Below are 20,551 nucleotides of genomic sequence, written 5' to 3'. Positions count from 1 at the left end.
ACTTCGCCTGAAGATGCTCTAGCGCGGCCGGTGGAGGCCGAGGGTGCGTGCCAGGGCCTGCATGGCGGCGATCAGGTCGCGCACGGCCCCGCGCGAACGGGCGAGATCGGGCGCCGCCAGTTCCTGCAGGATGATGCCGTCTATGCCCGCCATCACCGCCTGCGACAGGCGGCGGATCGCCTCGGCCGGGGCGCCGGACGCATGGCCCGCGAAGGCGTCGTCATGGGCCTTGATGTAGTCGTCATATTGCCGCCGGGCCATCCAGGCGGCGCCTTCGGTCCGCAGGGCATAGAGCGTCAACTCGTATTGGACGATCTGAATCGCCAGATTGCGTTCGGCGATGATCCAGTCGGTTTCCAGCACCCGCTCGATGCATTCGTCGAGGTCTCGGCTGCCGGCGACGCCGAGGCGCAGTTGCTGCGCCAATCGAGCGCCCAGCGTGTCGAGGACGGCCATCAGCAGGGCGTCCTTGCTTTCGAAATGATAATGCAGCGTGCCCAGATGAACGTCGGCCTTCTCGGCGATCTTGCGCGTGGTGATGCCGGTCACGCCCTCGTCGCAGAGGGCGAGCAACGTGCCCTCGATCAGCCGTTCCCGCGTTTCCCGGGCCTTGCGTCCGGCGCGGCGGCGCGCCGGGGCCGCTTCCTGGCCGGCATCGTCCGCCTCGGGCGCGTCGCTCGTCGTCAATCCCCGACTCTCCTGCTCTCGTCGCATCCTTCTCTATAGTGAAATACGCGGTGCGTGGCGACGGGCATTCGCGGTTGGCGCAACGCGGCGCATTAATTTTTTGGTCTATTGACCAGAAATAAAAAATCCCGTTTCCTCGAAGCAGGATCAGATGACCACACTTTTCGAGGTGATGGCGCGCCGGAAATCAGGTCGTTCGTCCGACCGGATCGCTGCCGCCCCATGCCGGAACGGGAGCCAGGCCCTTGCGTAGAATTGGTGTCGATACCGGTGGAACCTTCACTGACTGCGTCCTGATCGACGACGAGGCCGGCACGATCACGGTCGAGAAGGTGCCATCCCAGCCGGCCAGTCCCGAACTCGCCATTCTCGACGGCCTGCTGCGCCTTGTCGCGCGGGCGGGGCTCCGCCCCGGCGACATCGACGCGGTGATCCACGGCACCACGATCGCGACCAACATCGTGATCGAGGAGACCTACGCCCCGGCCGGCATCATCGCGACCTCCGGCTGCCGCGACGTGGTCGAGATCGGCACCCAGCAGCGCCTGCGCCCCTACGATCTCCTGCACCGGCCGAAGCCCGTGCCGGTGCCGCGCGACCGCCGCCACGAAGTGGCCGGCCGCCTTGGCGCGCACGGCATGGAAGTGGTTCCACTCGATGAAGCCGCCACGCGCCGGGCGGTCCGCGCGCTCGCGGCCGAGGGTATCGGCTCGATCGCGGTGACCGGCCTGTTCTCCTTCGTCGATCCCGTGCACGAGCGGCGCATCGCCGAACTGGTGGCGGAGGAAGCGCCTGGAACCTATGTCGTCATTTCGTCGGACATCTCGCGCGAGGTGCGGGAATATCCGCGTTTCGCGACGACGGCGGTGAACGCCACCCTGGCGCCGAAGCTCGATCCCTACATCCGCCGGCTGGAGGCGAAGATCGCCGAAGCCGGCTTTACCGCCCGGCTCTATGTCATGCAGAGCAGCGGCGGCATCGCCACGGCCCGTCGCTCGATGGGCGAGCGGGCGCATCATCTCGTCCTGTCGGGGCCGGCGGCGGGCATCATTGGCGGCGTCGTCACCAGCGGAATTTCGGGCATTACTCACCTCGTGACGCTCGACGTCGGCGGCACCAGTGCCGATATCGGCATCGTCGCGGGCGCTGAAACCCGTGTCCGCTTCGAGATGGAGCTGCCGAACGGAATGCCGCTCCATGTCCCCAATCTCGAGATCGAGACGATTGGCGCCGGCGGCGGCTCGATCGCCTGGATCGACGCCGGCGGGGCTCTCCGTGTCGGGCCGCAGAGCGCGGGCGCGCGGCCGGGGCCGGTCTGCTTCGGTCTCGGCGGTACCGAGCCGACGGTGACCGATGCCCAGGTCGTGCTGCGCCGGCTGAACCCTGCCGGTCTCCTCAATGGTGGGCTGAAGGTCGACGAAGCGGCCGCCCGGGCCGCCATCGCCGGCCTCGCCACCCGCCTTGGCCTCGGCGTCGAGGAAGCGGCGATCGGCGTCGTCGCGGTGATGGAGGCCAACATGGCCGGGGCGATCCGGCGTTCCGCCGCGCGCCATGGCGATGATCTGCGCGATTTCGCCCTTGTCGCGGCCGGGGGCGCGGGCGGGCTTTCGACCTGCGCTCTTGCCCTGGCCCTCGATATTCCCCGGGTGGTCATTCCACCCCATCCGGGCCTCCTCAGCGCGACGGGGCTGCTGACCGCCGACCTGCGCCACGATCTCGCCCTGCCGGTGATGATGGATGCCCTGGCGCCCGACGAGGCCCTGGTCGACCGGCAACAGGCCGAACTCGAGGCCCGGGTGACATGCGATCTGGTCGAGGACGGCATCGCGCCGGGGCGCTGGCGCTGCGACCACGCGCTCGACCTGCGCTATGTCGGTCAGGAATATTCGCTGCCGGTGCCCGCCGGTCGGGGCGAGGCGATCGAGGCCGTGGTCGGGCGTTTCCACGAAATCCATGCCCGCATCTACGGTCACGCGGCCCCCGGCACGCCGGTCGAGATCACCGCGATCCGCGTCACCGGGCGCAGCGTCGCGGAGAGCCGGGAGATGCCCCGGGTCGCGCCCCATGCCGCGCCGCCGAAGGCCACGCGGCAGGTCTGGTTCACCGAAGCGGGCGGCTTCGTCGAGACGCCGGTGATCGCGCGCTTCGGCCTTTCGCGGGGCGAGACCATCGACGGTCCGGCCATTCTGGAACAGCTCGATACCACCACCGTCGTGCCGCCCGGCTGGCGGGCCACGGTCCACGACAGTCTTTGCCTCATCATCGAGGAGATCGCGCCATGACGGCCACCATTGATCCGGTCACCGTCGCGGTGATCGGCAGCGCCCTGCGCGCCCTTGTCGGCGAGGCGGGGGATTCGCTCCGGCGCAGCGCCCATTCGCCGATCATCCGGGAAATGCTCGATTACTCCTGCGCCCTGTTCACGGCGGCGGGCGACGCGGTGGCGGAGGATGCGAATATTCCCGCCCTGCTCGGCTCCATGACCTATTCCATGCCCCATCTCCTGGCGGAAAATCCCCGGGAGACGGTTCAGCCCGGCGACATCTTCATCGGCAACGATCCCTATCGCGGCTGCACCCATACGCTGGACATCCATGTCTTCGCGCCGGTCTTCGCGGAAGGCCGGCTGATCGCCTGGGTCGGCAACCTCGCCCATCACACCGACATCGGCGGCAGCAATCCGGGGACGGAGGGGTTCGCCAACCAGTCGATCTTCGAGGAAGGCCTGCGCTTTCCCTGGGTCAAGCTGGTCGAGGCAGGGCGAGAGAACACCGCGCTCATCCGCTATTTCGAGAACAACACGCGCGATCCGGCCTCCAGCATGGGCGACCTGCGGGCGCAGATCGCTTCCGCGCGCCTCGGCCTGCGGCGCATGGCCGACATCGTCGCGCGCTTTGGCATTGATGTGCTCGAAGCGGCGATGACCGAGCGCCTCGCCCAGGGCGAGCGGCGCATTCGCCATGTCCTGGCGGCGGCGCCGGATGGCAAGGCCGCGGCCGAAGGCTTCCTCGATAATGACGGCATCGGCATGGCGCCGGTGCGCATCGCCGTCTCGGTCGAGAAGCGGGGCGACGAACTGATCGTCGATTTCGCCGGGACCGATCCGCAGATGGCGGGCGGCCTCAACTGTTCGCGGACGGCGACGCTCTCGGCCGTCATTTTCGCCGTGAAGGCCGCCTTCGATCCGGAGGCCGAACAGACGGCGGGCAGCCTGCGCCCGCTGAAGATCCTGCTGCCGCCGGGCAGCGCGGTGAACCCGGCTTTCCCGGCGGCGGTCAGCCTGCGCCATCTGGCGGCCCAGCGCATCACCGACACGATCGTGCGGGCGATTGCCGGCTTCAGGCCCGATCTCGCCGTCGCCGGGGCCTTCGTGGGCTTCTCCAGCCTCGCCGCCGAATGCCGGCACCCGCGCACCGGCCTGACCGTCGTCATGGCCGACGACCTGGGGGGCGGCATGGGCGGCAACCGAGCCTTCGACGGGCTGTCGGCGGTCGATCCCTATCTCGGCAATGTCGGCCTGCTGCCGATGGAAATCTGCGAGCGGCAGTATCCGATCCGCATCGTGACGACCGAACTCGAACCCGACAGCGGCGGCCCGGGGCGCCATCGCGGTGGTCTCGGCATCCGGCGCATCTATGAGTTCCTCGATCGTTGCGACGTCGTCTTCTACACCGAACAGACCAGGCCGGAATTCGCCGCCTGGGGGGCGGGGGGCGGTCAGCCGGGGGCGCCGGCCCGCCTCGTGCTCGAACGGGCGGACGGCAGCTCGGTCGCCATCACCAAGAATCGTCTGATCGTCGAGGCGGGCGATCGCCTGGTCACGGTGACCGGCGGCGGCGGCGGCTGGGGTCCGCCGGCGGGCCGCGACCTGGAGGCAATCGCCCGGGACTTGCGGGAAGGCAAGGTCTCCCCGGCGGCGGCCCGGGCCGCCTATGGCCCGGGCCGGGCGGCGGAGTAATCATGGACGACGCGACGATCGACCGTTTCCTTGCCGACAATCCCGATATCGTCGAAATCGACGCCGTCTTCCCGGACCTCTCCGGCCGTCTGCGCGGCAAGCGTCTGCCCCGCGCCGAGGCGGCGGCGCTGTCCGGCGGACGACTGAGGATTCCCCAGGCGATCATGGCCCTGACGACACCGGGCGAATGCCTGGATGCCGACGGGCGGGGCATTTCCGACGGCGATCCCGACGGCGCGGGCGTCATGGTGCCCGGCTCCGTCACCCGCCTGCCGTGGACGGCGCGGCCCACCGCCCAGGTGCTGATGCGCATGGTGTGGGGCGACGGCGATCCGCTCGGCCATGATCCCCGCAATGTCCTCGATCGCGTGCTGGCGCGTCTCCGCGCATCGGGTCTCCGGCCGGTCACGGCCTTCGAGGTCGAATTTCACGTCATCGACCGCAAGCGCGGGCCAGACGGTTCGCCCGTGCTGCCGCCGCTGTTCCGCGACGTACCGGCCTGGTCGCGCTCACATGGCACGCCGGTGCTCGATACACTCGATCCGTTCTTCGAGACGGTGCGCCGTTACGCCGAGGCGATGGGGCTGCGCCTCGGCGGGGTGACGTCAGAGACCGGAATCGGCCAGTTCGAGCTGAATCTTCACCACGGCGACGATCCCGCCCGCTCGGCCGACGAGGTTCTGCTGCTGCGCCAGATCCTGTGGAATGCCGCGCGTTCCCACGATCTCGACGTCACCTTCATGGCCAAGCCTTTCGCCGACCAGCCGGGCAACGGCCTGCATCTTCATCTCTCCATGGTCGACGGGGCGGGGCGCAATCTCTTCGCCGCCGAGGGCGGGGAGACGCTGCTGCGCCACGCCATCGGTGGCATCCGCGCGTTGATGCCCGATTGCCTGGCGCTTCACGCCCCCCATCACAATGCCTATCGCCGCTTCGTGCCGGGCAATTTCGTGCCCATCAACCGCAGCTGGGGCTTCGACAACCGCTCCGTCGCCTTTCGGGTGCCTGGTGGCGACCCGTCGGCGCGGCGGATCGAGCATCGCGTCGCTGGTGGCGACGCCCATCCCCATCTGGTCATGGCCTCGGTCCTTGCCAGTGTGCTGCACGGGATCGAGGGGCGGATCGACCCCGGACCGCCGTCGACCGGCAACGCCAATCTGCTGGCCGACCCCGCGGTGCCCACGGATCTGCCGGCCGCCCTCGCCGTGCTGGCGGGCAGCGCGGCCCTGCGGGAGGCGCTCGGCCCGTCGCTGGTCGATGTTTTCGTCGACGTCCGGGCGCGTGAATATCGCCGCCTGCTGTCCTTCTATTCGCCGGTGGAATACGAATGGTATCTGTGAGCCCCGCGCCGCCGCCAGGCACGGTGTATGCCGCGACCTGTCCCCCCCTGCCGGAGCAGCCCGTGCTGCGCGAGGCCGTGACCGCCGATGTCTGCGTGATCGGCGGCGGCTTCACCGGACTGGCGGCGGCCCTTCGCCTGGCGCAGGCGGGACGGGATGTCGTCCTGCTGGAGGCCGGTCGTGTCGGCGACGGCGCCAGCGGGCGGAACGGCGGCCATGCCAGCACCGGATTGCGCCTGAAACAGGAGGAGCTGGAACGCCTCTATGGTCTCGAGGTCGCCCATCGCCTGTGGGATGTCGCGCTCGACGCCATGACCCATTTCCAGGGGTTGATCGCTTCCGGCCTTGACTGCGACTACACCCCGGGGGTCTATCGCCTGGAACACCGACCGCGGGCGGTGGAGGCCTTGTCCCGCCATGCGGAACACATGCGCCGCCACTATGGCTTCGAGGCGCTTACGCCGTTGGGGCCGGCGGATATCCGGCAAAGGGTGGCGAGCGATGCCTATTGCGGCGGCCTGCACGATGCCGCCTCGGGCCATGTCCAGCCGCTCAAGCTGGCGCTCGGGCTTGCCCGGCGGGCGCTCGAGGCCGGCGTCCGCGTCTTCGAGGCGACACCCGCGCTGGCGGTCCGGGACGGCGTGCCCGCCGGGATCGTGACCCCCGGCGGCAAGGTCACGGCCCGCCAGGTGATCCATGCCGGGAACGGCATGACGAGCGGGCTGGTCTCTGCGATCGACCGGCACGTCATGCCCATCCGCAACTATATCCTGGCGACCGAGCCGCTGCCGCCCCCGCTGGCCGCCAGTCTGATCGCCGGGGGGGCCGCCGCCAGCGACAGCCGTTTCGTCGTCTATTACTTCCGGGTCGATCGCAACCGCCGCCTCGTCTTCGGCGGGGGGGAAACCTATTCCTATCGCGATCCCCGTAACCTTGCGGATTTCGTCCGCCGCCACATGCTGCGGGTTTTTCCCCAACTCGGCGGCGTCGCTGTCGCCCATGCCTGGGGCGGCACGCTCGGCATCACCATGAGCCGTATGCCCTATGTCCGGCGAATCGGCGAGGCGGGCTTGGCCGCCGGTGGCTTCTCCGGCCGGGGTGTCGTGCTGGCGCCCTATATGGGACAGGTCCTGGCGGAGGCGGCCCTGGGCCGCTCGGCGGTCTTCGATCTGTTCGCCGGCCTGCCCGCGCAGGCCTTTCCGGGAGGGCCTGCCCTGCGAGCCCCGTTGCTGGCAGCCGGCATGGCCTATTACAGGCTGCGCGACCGCCTCGGCCTTTGACCCCGTGTCAGGCCGCATTCACCCGATCCGCCACCAATTCTGCCAGCCTTTGTCTGACGCCGGCCGTGCCCGAGGTAACGTCGAGGGCTGCGAGGCGCGTGATGAGGGCACGAGCCTGAAGCCGCCGGTCGGCATGATCGGTGCCCTGCGTCAGGCCGTCGCCATAGGGGGCGGCCTGCGCCAGCGGCGTCCGGTCGAGCGGCACGAAGGCGCCGACTTTCCAGAAAATGCCGACACAAGGCCCCCGACCGGTCATGGCAGTCTCATGATGTCGCCGTCATCAAGGCGGCGCAGGGGCGGAAACCCTTCTGCCGCCTCGTCCCATTTCACCCCGTGGACCGGCACCACGACCCCGGGCTTCATGGCGCCGGCGAAGGCGCGGAGGTCGGCGGGCGAAGCATGGCCGCTGGTATGGATCTGGTGGATCGGAACACCATGGGACCGGCACCAGTCGAGCGGGCCGGCGAAACGCGGATCGTCGAAATAGCCGCGCCACATGGAGAAGCACAGGGCGTCGTCGGCGCAGGGCACCACGCCCTTGTGCTGGTAGTCGTGCAGCAACCCTTGGCGAAGCATGACGACATCGCGGCGGGATTGCAGGCGTGCCGCCGAAATTCCCTGCTTCACCATGCGGCGAACGTAATCCTCGCGGCCCCGGCGCCGATAGGCGGCCGCGAGTCCGTGGGTCATGACGACCTTGATATCGGGCAGGCCGGGGTGGGGAAGCCGGGTTCCCGGAGCCACATGGTCGAGGACATCGGCGGTATAGAGATCAATGACGAGTGTCCGGCCGCACTGCCGCGCCGCCCGGAAGAGGGTCACCGTCCGGTCGATGTTCTGCGCCGACCAGGAGACGAAGAGACGGCCCGGCGTCCGGTCGATCAGGGTGGCGAAATCCTTTTCGAGATCGGCTTCGGAGACGGTGGGCTTGTCGGTGCCGAGATTGGTCCCTTCGGTCAGCATCACGTCGATCGCGGACGGCGGGGTGGCCATCATGCGGTCCACCAGCACCGACTTTCGGCCGTGACGCCGGAAGTCCCCCGTGTAGAGAATGCGCCGGCCGTCACAGTCGATCAGCAGCATATGGGCGTCGAAGGCCGAATGATCGGTCAGGATCGGCGTGACCGTGAAAGGCCCGAGCGCGAGGGGGCCGCCGCGGCTGTCCCAGGTGGACAAGGTGCGGGACAGGGGACGACGCATCGTGTCCGCGGTCAGGCCGATCAGGCGAGCCGAGGCGGCGCCGGTCCAGACCGGCCAGGCGGCCGGCAATTCTTCGCTCAATCCCCAATGGTCCTGATGCGGATGGCTGATCAGGACGGTCGCGAGGCCACGCCGGTCGAGGCTGGCGGGCAGCAGTCCGCTCGCGCCGTCCGGCGCGTCCAGCGGGCGGCCGGCGTCGAGGATCAGGCGGTCGCCGCCCGAATGCCGGATCTCGATGCAGGAGCCGCCGATTTCCCGCGTGCCGCGATGAACGATCAACTCGACGGTCATGGCAGGACCGGCAAGGTGAGATCGCTCTCGTTCCGCACGACATGGAGGCGGCATCGGGCCGTCCGCAGCTTTGCCTCGTGGCCGTTCGCCGCGAAACTGCCAGCACCCTTCTGATCGTCGCCCCGAAAATCGGCGATCAGCAGGCGGGGCACCGGATCGACTTCGAGGGGCAGGTCGCCGTTCGCGACATCGAGGATCGTCTCGCCGAGCGGATGGCGTGTCGCGGCGGCGTGGTGGAGATCACGCAGCACGCGGCAGTTCTCGCGGTAGGCTTCGGCGACCATGTCGGCGTGGTCGCGCAGCCAGCCCCCATAGGTCTCCAGTTGTTCCACGACCTCGGGCCGTGCATCCCCCTGGCGCCGGACGCGGGCGTCGGTGGCGAGCTTCACCTCCCAGAAGACGATGCGGTGGCCTGCGGTCGTGCGCTCCAGGGCGACCAGATCGACCCGGGGTGCGATCTTGCGTCCGGCGCTGTCATGGCCGGCCGGCAAGGCCATCTCGAGGTCGATCACCCCGGCGTTCCGGCCGACGACCCTGTCGACGAAGCATTTTTCCTTCGACGTAAATCCCTCGCATCGCTCGATCCATTCCGACAAACCGTCGGCGGTCGTCAGTTTTTCGTACTTCTGGCCGGCGGCATTCCCGTCGAGATACTTGTGATGGACTTCGGCATGAAGCCGGCCACGCCTGTCGAAGCCGAGCTTCGCGACCGATTGGCCGAGACGGTAGAAGTTCAGGTAACCGTTTCGGACCGCCAGCCGCAATCCCGGTTGCCGCGGATCATCGCAGCCAGCCGGCTGCCAATGTCTCGACAAGGCTGTGAACAGGCCGTCGTTTTCCACGGTCGCGGCATCGAGCGGGCGGAACCGGCGAGAGAAGATCGTCATGCCTTCTGACCTTTGCCTGGACGTGGGCATTACCGCGCGCTCGTGCTCGACACCTGCCGGCCCTTGTCGTCATAGGTGAAGATGGTGAAGCCATGCCGAATGCTCACGGTGCCGGAGGTGTAACCCTTGAGGCCATCCGTCGGCTGGCTGCCCCGCGACTTGGTGAAGAGCTGTCGCCCCCGTTCGTCATAGACATAGACCGTGGGTCCCTTTTCCACCGCGCTGCCGATTGCCATTTCGTTCTCCTTCAAGCTTCCATTTTTGGCGGAGGCGTGCGTTCGATTAATGCCAAGGGTGGCGCTGAGTTATTTTTCTTAACCCATGGTTTCATTGACGTTAACTTTGGCTCGTCATCCGCCGCGATCTTCAAGTACCATTGTGAACTGCCAGATTCGGTCAGGTGACATGCGTCAGGAAAAAGTCGCCAAAGTTCTGGACCTCGCCTTGGCGCTGAGGGCCAGCCATGCCGGGCTCACGCTCGACGACATTGGCGCGCGCCTCGGGGTCTCCGAACGGACGGCGCATCGACTGCGCGACGCGGTGGCGCAGGTCTTTCCGGCGCTGGACTTCCGGCTGGGCGATGACGGGCGGAAGTATTGGTATCTGCCGCCCCAGACGGTCGATCGGCTGGTCGATGTCAGCGCCGACGATCTGTCCCTGCTCGCGAGTGCCGCCGGCATGATGGCCGCCCAGGGGAACGACGATGGTGCCGGTCGCCTGCGCCGCTTGGCGAGCAGGATTGCCGCGCTGATCCCGCCGAAACTGGCCATGCGGCTGGAGCCGGATGTCGAAGCCCTGATGGAGGCCGAAGGAATCGCCCATCGGCCCGGGCCGAGGCCCATCGTGTCGGGCGACGTGCTGTCGACGATCCGGCAGGCGATCAAGGCCAGCCGTCGTCTTTCCGTCAGCTACCGGGCAAGGCGGGGGGTGGGCCCCCGCCAGCGGCGGACGGTGGAGCCCTATGGCCTGTTACTCGGCGCCCGCACCTATCTCGTCGGTCATGATGTCGGCCAAGACAAGGGCCCGTTCCTGCGCCTCTTCGCCGTCAGCGGCATCGAGCAGGCGAGCCTCGAGGACATGCCGTTTGTCCGCGATCCCGCTGTCTCCATGGCGGGTTTCGTCGCGCAATCCTTTGGCGTCTTTCATGAGGATCCGGTCGACGTCGTCTGGCGCTTCCGGGGCGACGCGGCACGAGATGCGGCCGCCTTCGCCTTCCATCCCGCTCAGACCGTGACCACGGCACCGGATGGTTCTGTCACGGTGCGGTTTCGTGCCGGCGGACTTCTCGAGATGTGCTGGCACCTCTTCACCTGGGGCGACAGTGTCGAGATCGTCGAGCCGGACTGTCTTAGGGCTCGCTACGAAGAACTGCTCCGTCTGACGCTGCGACGACTCCAGGGGGCTTGAAGCCGGTCTGGCCCCTCATTCGCCGTCAGAGATCTTAACCCTCGGACCGGAGGTCCTCTGTGCCGAGCGGACGGGTCAGCCCCGCCGACGGCGGCAGGAGCATTTCGCAGCGGTTCATTCGTTGAACAATCCGAAAAGGAAGGCCTGGGCGTAAGTCGCCATCGCATTTTCCAGGCCGCAGCGCGCCGCCCAATGCCGTAACTCATAGGCGGCGTTGAGTGTAACCATCAGCGTCTGGGCGGCGATCCAGGGGTCGATCGGCCGGATCGAGCCGTCCGTGATGCCGTCGATCATCGTGCCGGCGAAACGCGCCGTGATGCGCCGGGATTTCGCCATGACCTGCGCGCTGATCGCCTGGGGCAGCGTGTGTAGCGCGATGTTACGCAGCAGTGGGGCCGCCGACGGCGACAGCTGGCGCGTCACCAGGGAAAGCATCGCTTTCACGAGGCGCTCGCCATGCGGCCCTCCGGCGGCGTCCGCCTGGCGTTGGGCATCGTCGATCCACTGAAAGCTCTGCTCGAAGCAGGCCTGCACCAGATCGTCCTTGCCGTCGAGGTGATGGTAGAAACTGCCCTTGGTGACGCCCAGTTCGGCGGCGATCAGATCGACCGAGGCACCCTTGTAGCCTCGTGTGTTGATCAACCGGATGGCCGCGGCCAGGAAGGGCGAGGTGGCGAGATCGGGGACCTGGAGGCTTCCCGTCTCCAATCCTGCCGCTGGCGCTCCCGCCGGCAGCAGGCCGTGCCGCAGCAACTCCAGCAGGCGATGGCAGACCCGGCCATAATCCCGAGGGTCGTAGAGCGGCAGCCAGGCCGGCATCCAGAACACGGTATCGAGCAGGATATGAGCGCGGGCGGTCTGTCTGGCGCGTTGCAGGGGACTGCCGTCGCTGTCCCAGAAATGCCGGACGCGGCGATAGATGGTCAGGTACCGGCCGATGAGCTGGCCTCGAAGGGGTTCATCGAGGGCGCGCAGATCCGACAGGCGGGCCACCGGGGTCTCCTCCCCCCGGGCCACGCGGCCCAGCATGGCGAAATTCTCCTCGACATAGCGGGTTACCCGCCGCTCGGCATCGGGCTCTTGCTCCGCCAGGCTGACCAGCCTGTCGAGCCGGTCGAGCGCGCGATCGAAGCAGGCCGCGACCAGAAGCTCCTTCCGGCGGAAATAGTAGGTGATGCTGGTCGTGCCGAGGCCGACGCTGTCCGCGACGTCGGCGATCGAAAGGGCGCGGACACCGCTGCTGTTCACCAGGGCCGCCGCCGCGTCGAGGATGCGCTCGCGCTTCGCGAGATATTGCCGGGTTTCTGCGGTCGCTGGGGTCACGGATTCTACTCGCTAGGGCGGGAGTGGGGCGCGGCCGAAGCGCCGCGACCGCGCGTGCCGCGATCGCGCCAGTCTCGATGATTGCCGGTCGTTTGCCAATTCAGAGAATCGGTATGTCGGCGGCGCAGGTATATCTTATGGCTCCTGATCGCCATTGGTGCTTGTGCCCTTTGCCTTACGTCGCGTCCCCGCGGCTTGAGACGTTCACCTTGTGCGGCCTCGAAAATTTGTTTTAGAAATATGGGTATGTACCCGAAAACAATGGGGCGGAGGGAGAGGACATGAGCGATCTCGCAGGCTTCCGGGCCGAGGTGGCGGCCTGGCTCGAGGAAAACTGCCCGGCCGCCATGCGGCAGCCGGCCAGGGGCGACGAGGACATGTGCTGGGGCGGGCGCAATCCGGTCTTTTCCTGTCCCGAACAGAAGCTGTGGCTGGAGCGCATGGCGGCCAGGGGCTGGACCGTACCGGATTGGCCCCGGGAATATGGCGGCGGCGGCCTCGATCCGGCGGAGACCAAAGTCCTGCGACAGGAAATGGCGCGGCTCGGCTGCCGGTCGCCGCTGTCGAGCTTCGGCATCTGGATGCTGGGGCCGGCGCTGCTGAAATACGGCAACGAAGCGCAGAAGAGGGAACATCTGCCGCGCATCGCCCGGGGCGAAATCCGCTGGTGCCAGGGCTATTCCGAGCCCAACGCGGGGTCCGATCTGGCCAGTCTCGCCACCCGGGCCGAGGACAGGGGCGACCATTTCCTGGTCAACGGCCAGAAGATCTGGACCAGCTATGCCGACAAGGCGGACTGGATTTTCTGCCTCGTCCGGACCGACAGGACGAGCAAGCACAACGGCATCAGTTTCGTGCTTTTCGACATGGCTTCGCCAGGGGTCAGCACCAAGCCGATCCTGCTGATCTCGGGCTATTCGCCGTTTTGCGAGACTTTTTTCGACGACGTGAAGGTGCCGAAGGAAAACCTTGTCGGCGAACTGAACAAGGGCTGGGACGTCGCCAAATATCTGCTCGGCCACGAGCGGGAGATGATCAGCGCCATGGGCCTCGGCGAGGCCGGCGTGCCTTTGCCCGAGATCGCCCTGCAGTCCATGGGCCGTGACGACCGAGGGCTGCTGGACGAGCCGGTGCTGCGCGCCCGCATCGCGCTGTTCGAGGTGCGGGCGGCCGCCTTCAGGGCCATGTCGGAGCGTTTCATCGACGAATTGAAGGCCGGCAAGGCCCATCCGGCGCAACCGTCGATGATGAAATATTACGGCACCGAACTGAACAAGGCCCGGCATGAGCTGATCATGGCCGCCGGCGGCTCGGGTGCGCTGGATTGGGAAAGCGCCGCCTCCAATGGCGGTGCCGCGGCCCGCGCCTGGCTGCGCACCAAGGCGAATTCGATCGAGGGCGGGACCAGCGAGGTTCAGCTCAACATCATCGCCAAACGCATTCTCGACCTGCCGAGCGCCTGAGGAGGATCGCCATGCCCCTGTATCTCGACGATCAGCAGTCGATGCTGCGCGACAGTGCCCGCGCCTTCGTGGGTGAAACCGCGCCGATCGCGCATATGCGCGGTCTCCGCGACGCGAAGGAGCCGAAGGGTTACGCGCCCGCCCTCTGGAAGCAGTTCTCCGAGATGGGCTTTACCGGGATGCTGATCCCGGAAGCGGAGGGCGGCCTTGGCCTCGGCGCGGTCGAGGCCGGCATCGTGCTGGAGGAAATCGGCCGCAACCTGACGCCGTCGCCGTTCCTGTCCACGGCGATCGGCGCGGTCGAGGCCCTGAAGGCCGGCAGCGCCGCCCAGCGCGGGCGCTGGTTTCCGGCCATTCTTTCGGGGGACGCGGTCGCGGCCCTCGCGATCGACGAGAGGGCGAAGCACCGGCCGGCCGCGACCGCGCTGACGGCCGAGCGCGCCGGTAACGGTTTCAGGCTGTCCGGGGCCAAGACCTTCGTTACGCACGGCCATGTCGCCGATCTCGTCGTGGTCGCGGCGCGGACCGCCGGACGTGCCGGCGATACCGAGGGCATTACGCTGTTCGCCATTGAAAAGGGCGCGGCGGCGCTTCACGCCGAGCCGCGGCGGCTGGCGGACGCCAGCATCGTGGCCGACCTTCGCTTCGACGGCGTTGAGGTCTCGGCCGACGCGGTGATCGGCGAGATCGACGGGGGCTGGGGGCCGCTGACCGCGATCCTCGACAGTGTGCGCGTCGGCGCGGCGGCGGAGCTGCTTGGCGTCGGCGCGGGCGCCATGGACATGACCGTCGGCTATCTGAAGGAGCGCAAGCAGTTCGGCCAGACCATCGGCTCGTTCCAGGCGCTCCAGCACCGGGCGGCTCATCTCTATGCCGAACTCGAGGTGGCGCGGGCCGCGATCCTCAAGGCCCAGCAGCTTGTCGATGCCGCCGATGCCCGGGCCGAAGAGGCCGTCATGGTCGCCAAGGCCATGGCGGGCCTGGCGACGACACTGGCGGTTCAGGAAGGTGTCCAGATGCACGGCGGCATCGGCATGACCGATGAATATAATATCGGCTTTTACATGAAGCGTGGTCGTGTCCTCGCGGAAAGCTTCGGTGACACGGACTTCCTGGCCGACCAGATCGCCCGCCGCGCGGGATATTGACGGGTCGGGCGGCGGGGGGCCAGCCGCCCGACCCCAATGCGCTCTGATCCGATCATAACGAAGAAGACAACGGAGGAGACGAATGGAGACCTTGCGTATTTCTGATAGGGGCGTGCCGGATCCCTGGGCGCTGCCGCTGGCCGAGATCGACCCGAGCCAGGCGGAGATTTTCCTGAACAACGCCCAGGGAGAATATTTCCGCCGGCTCCGCCGGGAGGACCCGGTGCATTACTGCGCCGACAGTGCCTTCGGCCCCTATTGGTCGATCACGCGCTTCGACGACATCGTCGAGATCGAGACCAACACGAAAGTGTTTTCGTCCGAACCGGTGATCGTGATCGGCGACGTTCCGGCGGAATACCTGATGCCGATGTTCATCGCCAAGGATCCGCCGGTGCATGACGTGCAGCGGAAGGCGGCGGCGCCCGCCGTCGGCGCGCCCCGGCTTGCCGAACTCGAGGATCTGATCCGGCGCCGGGCCGGTGCCATCCTCGACGGCTTGCCCGTCGGACCCACCTTCAACTGGGTCGAGAGGGTGTCGAAGGAATTGACGGCGCAAATGCTGGCGACCTTGTTCGACATCCCCTTCGAGGATCGCCACCTGCTGCCCTATTGGTCCGATGTGTCGACGAACTCGGAAGCCTGCGGTGTCCAGACCGACATGACGGCCCGGCAGAAGATCCTGATGGAATGTCTCGCGTATTTCACGCGGCTCTGGCACCAGCGGGCCGCGGCGCCGCCATCGCTGGATTTCATTTCGCTGCTCGCCCACAATCCCGAAACGAGAAATCTGGTCCAGGATCCCAACGCGCTGATGGGGAATGTCATGCTGCTCATCGTCGGCGGCAACGACACGACGCGGAATTCGATTTCGGGCGGCGTCGTGTTCCTGAACCAGAACCCGCAAGAATACGACAAGCTGCGCGCCGACCCGGCCCTGATCACCAACATGGTTTCGGAAATCATCCGGTATCAGACGCCGCTTTCCCACATGCGCCGGACGGTGACCGAGGACTTCACCTTCAAGGGCAAGCGGATGCGGAAGGGGGACAAGGTCGTGCTCTGGTATTGCTCGGGTAATCGGGACGATGGCGTGATCGAAAACCCCGAGGAATTTCGCGTCGACCGGACCCGCGCCCGCCATCACATCGCCTTCGGTTTCGGCATCCATCGCTGCATGGGCAATCGCATGGCGGAGATGCAGCTTCGCGTGCTCTGGGAAGAGATCATGAAGCGCTTTTCCCGCATCGAGCTCGTGGCGCCGCCAAGGCGCGTGCTGTCGAATTTCGTCAACGGCTACGAGGAAGTGCAGGTCCGCCTTCACCCTCTGGACAGGGGGCAATAGCAGCCGCGGTCGATCGGGTTGAGAACGGGGGATGCGGGCCGGGCCGTCAATGTGGCGAGGCCGAGGATGCGTTGCTCCGATCCGGTGCATGTCCCGCCGCTGACGGCGGGGCCGGCGTATCGCAGGCTGGCCCCATCCATGACGATCAGGGTTGGGGTCGAGGGGATGCCGTCCAGCACCGCCGCGAGGGCGACCCGATCCGGCCCTGCCGTGTCGTCGAGATAGACGACCCGCAGCGGTGGCAGGTTTCCGATCCTGCGCCGTTCGGCTTCGATCTTGATGATCGTCGATCGCGTGCAGGGGCATTCCCGGTCGACGATCAGGGTGATGCGGGTTTCGTCATCCGCATGGGCATTCATCCAGCGCGATACGTCGGCAACGAAGTTGCCGGCGAAGGCCTCCGTCGCTGCACGCGCTGGGGTGAAGTACCAGGTTTCGAGCGATGTCTGCCAGCCGCCGAGCGCGACGAGGCATAACGGCCCCGCCCAGGCGAAGAAGATCAGGACCCGGTCGTAGAGACTGTCCGTCACCAGAACGTCCACCAGTCGCTGAATCTGGACGGCCACAGGGTCTCGAGGATGACGATCGCCACCGCGTAAAGCGCGATATTCTTGGCCCAGGCGCGTCCGGTGTAGCGGATCGACGAGGGCGAACGCGAGAGCTGCAGCCAGAGGGCATAGACGAACAGAACGGTCGCCAGCCCGACCTGGATCGCGATGATGATGTTGATGCGTGGCAGGATCTGCGCCGGGCTGGCGAATAGATAGTGCCCGAGCGAGAGCCAGCTGCCCGACACGAAACCGTGGACCAGCGAGTAGCTGCGGTCGGCTTTGCCGATATAGATGTAGTCGACCGCGCGATGCGCCAGCAGCACCAAGGGGATCAGGAGTGCCGCGACGGCGACGGGATTCAACCAGGCCGGCTCCGGATACTGATCGAAGAAATAGACATTATCGAAAAAATGCAGGGCGGCGCCATAGAGCGACAGCCAGATAAGGGCCTTGTATATCCTGAGCGTCCAGGCCATGGGCGGTTCCTGCCGTGATGGTTTCGTGGTTCTATGCCGCATGGCATAGTGCCTGGACGGTAGATTATGCCATGCGTCATAGTCAATCTTGTTCGCGGTGCGACCTATTCATCGTGCGGGGTAGGCATGAGAGGCGATACGAAAGGCCGGATGGTGGCTGGCGCGGCGGACCTGATCCGGCGTCGCGGGCTGAATGCCACCAGTATCCGGGAAATCGTGCGGCACACCGGAACCCCCCGGGGATCGGTGGGACATCATTTCCCGCGCGGCAAGTTGCAGCTGGTCGAGGAGGCGCTGGCTTTCGCGGGGAACGAGGCCGGTCAACCCCTGGCCCTGCTGGTCGAGGCTCATGGCGTCAGGGCGGGGCTTCGCGCCTTTATCGCGGGATGGCGCAAGATCCTGACGGACAGTGCTTTCGAGGCCGGTTGTCCGGTGCTGGCCGTTGCCGTCGAGGAATTCATCGGCGAGGACGGCTTTCCCCATGCGGAGGGGCAGGCTCGCCTGCTCGACATGACCCGAGGAATCTTCGGCCAGTGGCAGGATGTCCTGGCCAGGGGGTTGACGCGGGAAGGCGTGGCGACGGAACGGGCGCGTCGCCTGGCCACACTGGTCATCGCTTCTGTCGAGGGCACGGTGGCGCTCTGCCGATCGTCGCGAAGTCCGCAAGCCCTCGACGATGTAGGCCAGGAACTCGAGACGTTCCTGGCCGAAGCGATCGCGGAAGGCGGCGGGCTATAGCCGTTTCTGGTAACGCTCCAATTCGTCGGGGTCATAGCCCCGATCGTTCAGGACCATGTCGTCGAGATCGAAGTTGAAACGGAGGACGCGCTCCAGCAGACGCCGGGCCAGGCGGTCGCCGAGCGTGATGTTGCGCGAGGCCTTCTTGGCCAGGGCGAAGCCCGCCTTGGCCGCGATGGCGCGCAGGGCATAGGATTTCATGCCGCGCCTCCCGAACGCCTGACGATCCGGCAGGGGACGCCCTTCAGGTGCGGGATGCCCTGCTCCGCGTCCAGGAAATCCTCGTCGTCGGGACAAAGCAGGGCGTCGGCATAGCGCAGCGCGCCGGACAGCCTGCCCGCGCCCTGCTCCATTTCCGGTTTCCACCAGCCATGGGGAATGCGAACGAGCCCATCGGGCATGTTGGCGCGAATGCCGACCGTGATTTCGATTGCGCCGGTGCGGGTCTCGACCGTGACCCATTCGCCTTCGCCGAGCCCCTCAGCCGCCGCGGTGGCCGGACTGACGAAGAGCACGGGCTCCGGCTTGCGGGCGCGCATTTCCGGAATATGGCGCCCGCCGGTCTGGAAATATTCCGCTTCGCGCACGCCGGTGAACATTTCGAGCGGATAGTCCGGATCGGGCGGCGGTGCATCGCGCCAATAGGGCAGGGGATCGAAGCCGAGGTCGGCGAGGATGGACGAGCGAAGCTCGACCTTGCCGCTGGGGGTCGCGAATCCGGTGCGTTCGTATTTGCGGAATTCGAGCTTGTCGGCGTGGACGTCGTAGGTCCGGGCGAATGTCTCGAAATCGAGGCCGAGGCCGGCGATGCGCCAGTCGTAGAAGGCTTCCAGGGTCGGCCAGGGCACGATCTCGGGCCGGCCGAGCGCATTGGCCATCAGCTTCCAGAATTCGAATGTGCTCTTGCAGGTACCAGGCGGCTCCATCGACTTCTGCGACGGCTTGTAAAGCGAAAGCCAGCCGTAACCATCGAACATCCAGGGGCGCTCCAGCCATGAATCGCCGGGCAGGACATAATCCGCCAGTTGGGCGGTCGGCGTCATCACATGCTCCTGCACGACGATCAGTTCCTGATTCATGAAGGCCCGCAGGATCAGCGGCATGTTGGCGTAGCTCATCAGCGTGTTGTTGCCGAGCGAGAACAGGGCCTTCACCGGATAGGGGCCGTCGCCGGCCATGGCGCGGAACAGGGCGGACGGGTTGGCCATGTAACAGCCCGTGACCTGATTGGCATATTCATGGCCCCAGACCCGCTTGCACGGCTCGCGCAGCGCCGCCTGCCCGCGATAGGTGAAGGCAGGGTGCCTGTCCGAACCGAGCTGCTTCGCCTTCTGGCTTTCCGGCAGGACGTGATGCATCTCGATTTCCGATTCCGAGACGATCTTCGGGTGAAAGCCCATCATCGCCTCGCCGCCGGGCACGTCCAGGTAACCGCAGACGGCGCGAAGGATGCTCTGCAGGCGGATGCCCGAGGTGCTGTTGCGTTGCTGGTCGGTGATCGGTGTCCAGGGGATCACCGACGGCCCCATGGTGGCATACATGCGGGCTGCCCGGGCAATCAGCTCCGGCGAGCAGCCGGTGATCGCGGCGACCCGGGACAGCGGAAACTCGTCGACGCGCCGGCGCAGCTCGTCGAAGCCGGTGCACCAGCGGTCGACGAAGGCGCGGTCGTAAAGCCCCTCGTCGAAGATGACCTTCAGCCAGCCGAACATCATGACGGCATCCGTGCCAACCTTCAGCGGCAGCCAGAGATCGGCCAGTTCCGCGCATTCGCTCTTGCGTGGATCGAGCACGATCAGCTTGCCGCCACGGGCCTTCACGCGCTGGATCTGGTTGTAGACAGGCACCCAGGAGTTACGCCCGGGATTATGGCCGAACAGGACGATGCAGCTCGTGTTGTCGTAATCCGGCCAGGGATACCAACCATAGGTCAGCCGGTTGACGGCGGCGGTGTTGCCGGCGCAGAGCGCGACACCGCTGATCCAGTTGGGCGAGCCGATGTGATTCATCAGCCGGCGGCCAAGGCCATGATCGGTGCCCGTGTTCCACTGGCTCGTGGAGACGGCCCAGGCCTCTGGCCCGTGGGTGTCGATGATCCGCGTCAGCCGGGCGCCGATGTCGGCCATGGCCTCGTCCCAGGTCACTTGCTGCCATTGGCCGGAGCCCCGTTCGCCAACCCGTTTCAGGGGATGGAGAACGCGGTCGGGATTGGCGAAATTCTTGGGGGCGACGATCCCCTTCACGCAGATATTGTCCTTGAACAGCGGATTGTCCGACGAGCGGACGCGGGTCACCCGCCCTTTCTGGATCTCGGTGACGACGCTGCAGGCGATATCGCAACTGGCGCACAGGGCCTTGCGTGTCTCGACACCGGGCCGAGGATTCGATCGGGGAATGCTGCGGCTGCCCACAGCGGATGGCGTGACCGACGGTGCGCCCGGCATGTTAATCTCTCCT

The 20,551-nt window shown here is 66.8% G+C and carries 19 protein-coding genes; 9 read left to right on the top strand and 10 right to left on the bottom strand.

Features of this window, described 5'->3' with window-relative positions; genetic code table 11:
• Nucleotides 1-18: 18 nt before the first annotated feature.
• Nucleotides 19-687 carry a TetR/AcrR family transcriptional regulator gene (locus DKG74_RS06185; RefSeq protein WP_165837554.1) on the bottom strand — a complete coding sequence of 223 codons (669 nt, stop codon included), beginning with the start codon at nucleotides 685-687 and terminating at the stop codon, nucleotides 19-21.
• A gap of 245 nt (nucleotides 688-932) precedes the next feature.
• Between DKG74_RS06185 and DKG74_RS06180 the strand changes: the two genes are divergently transcribed.
• Genes DKG74_RS06180 through DKG74_RS06165 form a run of 4 tightly spaced genes read left to right on the top strand, consistent with a single transcriptional unit; the run spans nucleotide 933 to nucleotide 7,265 of the window.
• Nucleotides 933-2,969: a hydantoinase/oxoprolinase family protein gene (locus tag DKG74_RS06180; RefSeq protein ID WP_109903703.1), complete on the top strand. Its 2,037-nt coding sequence runs from the start codon at nucleotides 933-935 to the stop codon at nucleotides 2,967-2,969.
• Entirely contained in the window at nucleotides 2,966-4,645 is a 1,680-nt protein-coding gene (locus tag DKG74_RS06175) for a hydantoinase B/oxoprolinase family protein (RefSeq protein WP_165837553.1), read from the top strand. Before DKG74_RS06180 ends, DKG74_RS06175 begins: the two co-directional genes overlap by 4 nt.
• Before the next feature lie 2 nt (nucleotides 4,646-4,647).
• Nucleotides 4,648-5,985, top strand: a complete 1,338-nt coding sequence (locus DKG74_RS06170; protein ID WP_109903699.1) for a glutamine synthetase family protein — start codon at nucleotides 4,648-4,650, stop codon at nucleotides 5,983-5,985.
• Nucleotides 5,973-7,265 carry an NAD(P)/FAD-dependent oxidoreductase gene (locus tag DKG74_RS06165; RefSeq protein ID WP_109903697.1) on the top strand — a complete coding sequence of 431 codons (1,293 nt, stop codon included), beginning with the start codon at nucleotides 5,973-5,975 and terminating at the stop codon, nucleotides 7,263-7,265. Before DKG74_RS06170 ends, DKG74_RS06165 begins: the two co-directional genes overlap by 13 nt.
• 7 nt (nucleotides 7,266-7,272) lie before the next feature.
• On the opposite strand, the gene DKG74_RS06160 is transcribed toward DKG74_RS06165, so the two are convergent.
• The 4 genes from DKG74_RS06160 to DKG74_RS06145 all read right to left on the bottom strand — a co-directional run bounded on the left by DKG74_RS06160 (nucleotide 7,273) and on the right by DKG74_RS06145 (nucleotide 9,879).
• A complete protein-coding gene (locus DKG74_RS06160; protein WP_109903695.1) occupies nucleotides 7,273-7,521 on the bottom strand; it encodes a hypothetical protein in 249 nt (82 codons plus the stop codon).
• Complete coding sequence (locus tag DKG74_RS06155; protein ID WP_109903693.1) at nucleotides 7,518-8,756, bottom strand: MBL fold metallo-hydrolase; 1,239 nt, start codon at nucleotides 8,754-8,756, stop codon at nucleotides 7,518-7,520. The genes DKG74_RS06160 and DKG74_RS06155 overlap by 4 nt, the downstream gene beginning before the upstream one ends.
• Complete coding sequence (locus DKG74_RS06150; RefSeq protein ID WP_133251515.1) at nucleotides 8,753-9,598, bottom strand: hypothetical protein; 846 nt, start codon at nucleotides 9,596-9,598, stop codon at nucleotides 8,753-8,755. The genes DKG74_RS06155 and DKG74_RS06150 overlap by 4 nt, the downstream gene beginning before the upstream one ends.
• Nucleotides 9,599-9,672: 74 nt before the next feature.
• Nucleotides 9,673-9,879 (bottom strand): hypothetical protein, encoded by a 207-nt coding sequence (locus tag DKG74_RS06145; protein ID WP_109903809.1) that lies wholly within the window; start codon nucleotides 9,877-9,879, stop codon nucleotides 9,673-9,675.
• 169 nt (nucleotides 9,880-10,048) lie between these two features.
• Here DKG74_RS06145 and DKG74_RS06140 point away from each other — a divergent pair, with 169 nt between their 5' ends.
• Complete coding sequence (locus tag DKG74_RS06140; RefSeq protein WP_165837552.1) at nucleotides 10,049-11,050, top strand: helix-turn-helix transcriptional regulator; 1,002 nt, start codon at nucleotides 10,049-10,051, stop codon at nucleotides 11,048-11,050.
• A gap of 114 nt (nucleotides 11,051-11,164) precedes the next feature.
• On the opposite strand, the gene DKG74_RS06135 is transcribed toward DKG74_RS06140, so the two are convergent.
• Nucleotides 11,165-12,373, bottom strand: coding sequence for a TetR/AcrR family transcriptional regulator (locus DKG74_RS06135; protein WP_109903687.1), 1,209 nt, complete (start codon nucleotides 12,371-12,373; stop codon nucleotides 11,165-11,167).
• Nucleotides 12,374-12,654: 281 nt separating this feature from the next.
• Here DKG74_RS06135 and DKG74_RS06130 point away from each other — a divergent pair, with 281 nt between their 5' ends.
• The 3 genes from DKG74_RS06130 (at nucleotide 12,655) to DKG74_RS06120 (ending at nucleotide 16,329) form a co-directional block, all read left to right on the top strand.
• Nucleotides 12,655-13,836 carry an acyl-CoA dehydrogenase family protein gene (locus tag DKG74_RS06130; protein WP_109903685.1) on the top strand — a complete coding sequence of 394 codons (1,182 nt, stop codon included), beginning with the start codon at nucleotides 12,655-12,657 and terminating at the stop codon, nucleotides 13,834-13,836.
• Nucleotides 13,837-13,847: 11 nt separating this feature from the next.
• Nucleotides 13,848-14,984, top strand: a complete 1,137-nt coding sequence (locus DKG74_RS06125; protein ID WP_109903683.1) for an acyl-CoA dehydrogenase family protein — start codon at nucleotides 13,848-13,850, stop codon at nucleotides 14,982-14,984.
• A gap of 91 nt (nucleotides 14,985-15,075) precedes the next feature.
• Nucleotides 15,076-16,329 (top strand): cytochrome P450, encoded by a 1,254-nt coding sequence (locus DKG74_RS06120; RefSeq protein WP_207779257.1) that lies wholly within the window; start codon nucleotides 15,076-15,078, stop codon nucleotides 16,327-16,329.
• Here the strand turns inward: DKG74_RS06120 and DKG74_RS06115 are convergent.
• Nucleotides 16,305-16,895: a DUF6436 domain-containing protein gene (locus DKG74_RS06115; RefSeq protein WP_133251514.1), complete on the bottom strand. Its 591-nt coding sequence runs from the start codon at nucleotides 16,893-16,895 to the stop codon at nucleotides 16,305-16,307. The genes DKG74_RS06120 and DKG74_RS06115 overlap by 25 nt on opposite strands.
• Nucleotides 16,856-17,356: a hypothetical protein gene (locus DKG74_RS06110; RefSeq protein ID WP_109903677.1), complete on the bottom strand. Its 501-nt coding sequence runs from the start codon at nucleotides 17,354-17,356 to the stop codon at nucleotides 16,856-16,858. Before DKG74_RS06110 ends, DKG74_RS06115 begins: the two co-directional genes overlap by 40 nt.
• A 150-nt stretch (nucleotides 17,357-17,506) precedes the next feature.
• Between DKG74_RS06110 and DKG74_RS06105 the strand changes: the two genes are divergently transcribed.
• Nucleotides 17,507-18,094 (top strand): TetR/AcrR family transcriptional regulator, encoded by a 588-nt coding sequence (locus DKG74_RS06105; protein ID WP_207779256.1) that lies wholly within the window; start codon nucleotides 17,507-17,509, stop codon nucleotides 18,092-18,094.
• Here the strand turns inward: DKG74_RS06105 and DKG74_RS06100 are convergent.
• Nucleotides 18,089-18,295 (bottom strand): hypothetical protein, encoded by a 207-nt coding sequence (locus DKG74_RS06100; protein WP_109903673.1) that lies wholly within the window; start codon nucleotides 18,293-18,295, stop codon nucleotides 18,089-18,091. The two genes, DKG74_RS06105 and DKG74_RS06100, sit on opposite strands and share 6 nt — an antisense overlap.
• The gene (locus tag DKG74_RS06095; protein ID WP_109903671.1) at nucleotides 18,292-20,538 is read right to left on the bottom strand and encodes a molybdopterin-containing oxidoreductase family protein; all 2,247 of its coding nucleotides are present in this window, start codon (nucleotides 20,536-20,538) and stop codon (nucleotides 18,292-18,294) included. Before DKG74_RS06095 ends, DKG74_RS06100 begins: the two co-directional genes overlap by 4 nt.
• Between the last annotated feature and the right edge of the window lie 13 nt (nucleotides 20,539-20,551).

It is taken from the genome of Zavarzinia aquatilis (assembly GCF_003173035.1).
GTDB classification, from domain to species: Bacteria; Pseudomonadota; Alphaproteobacteria; order Zavarziniales; family Zavarziniaceae; genus Zavarzinia; species Zavarzinia aquatilis.
Note: the sequence above shows the minus strand (reverse complement) of the source record. Positions and strands in the feature narration are given on the sequence as shown.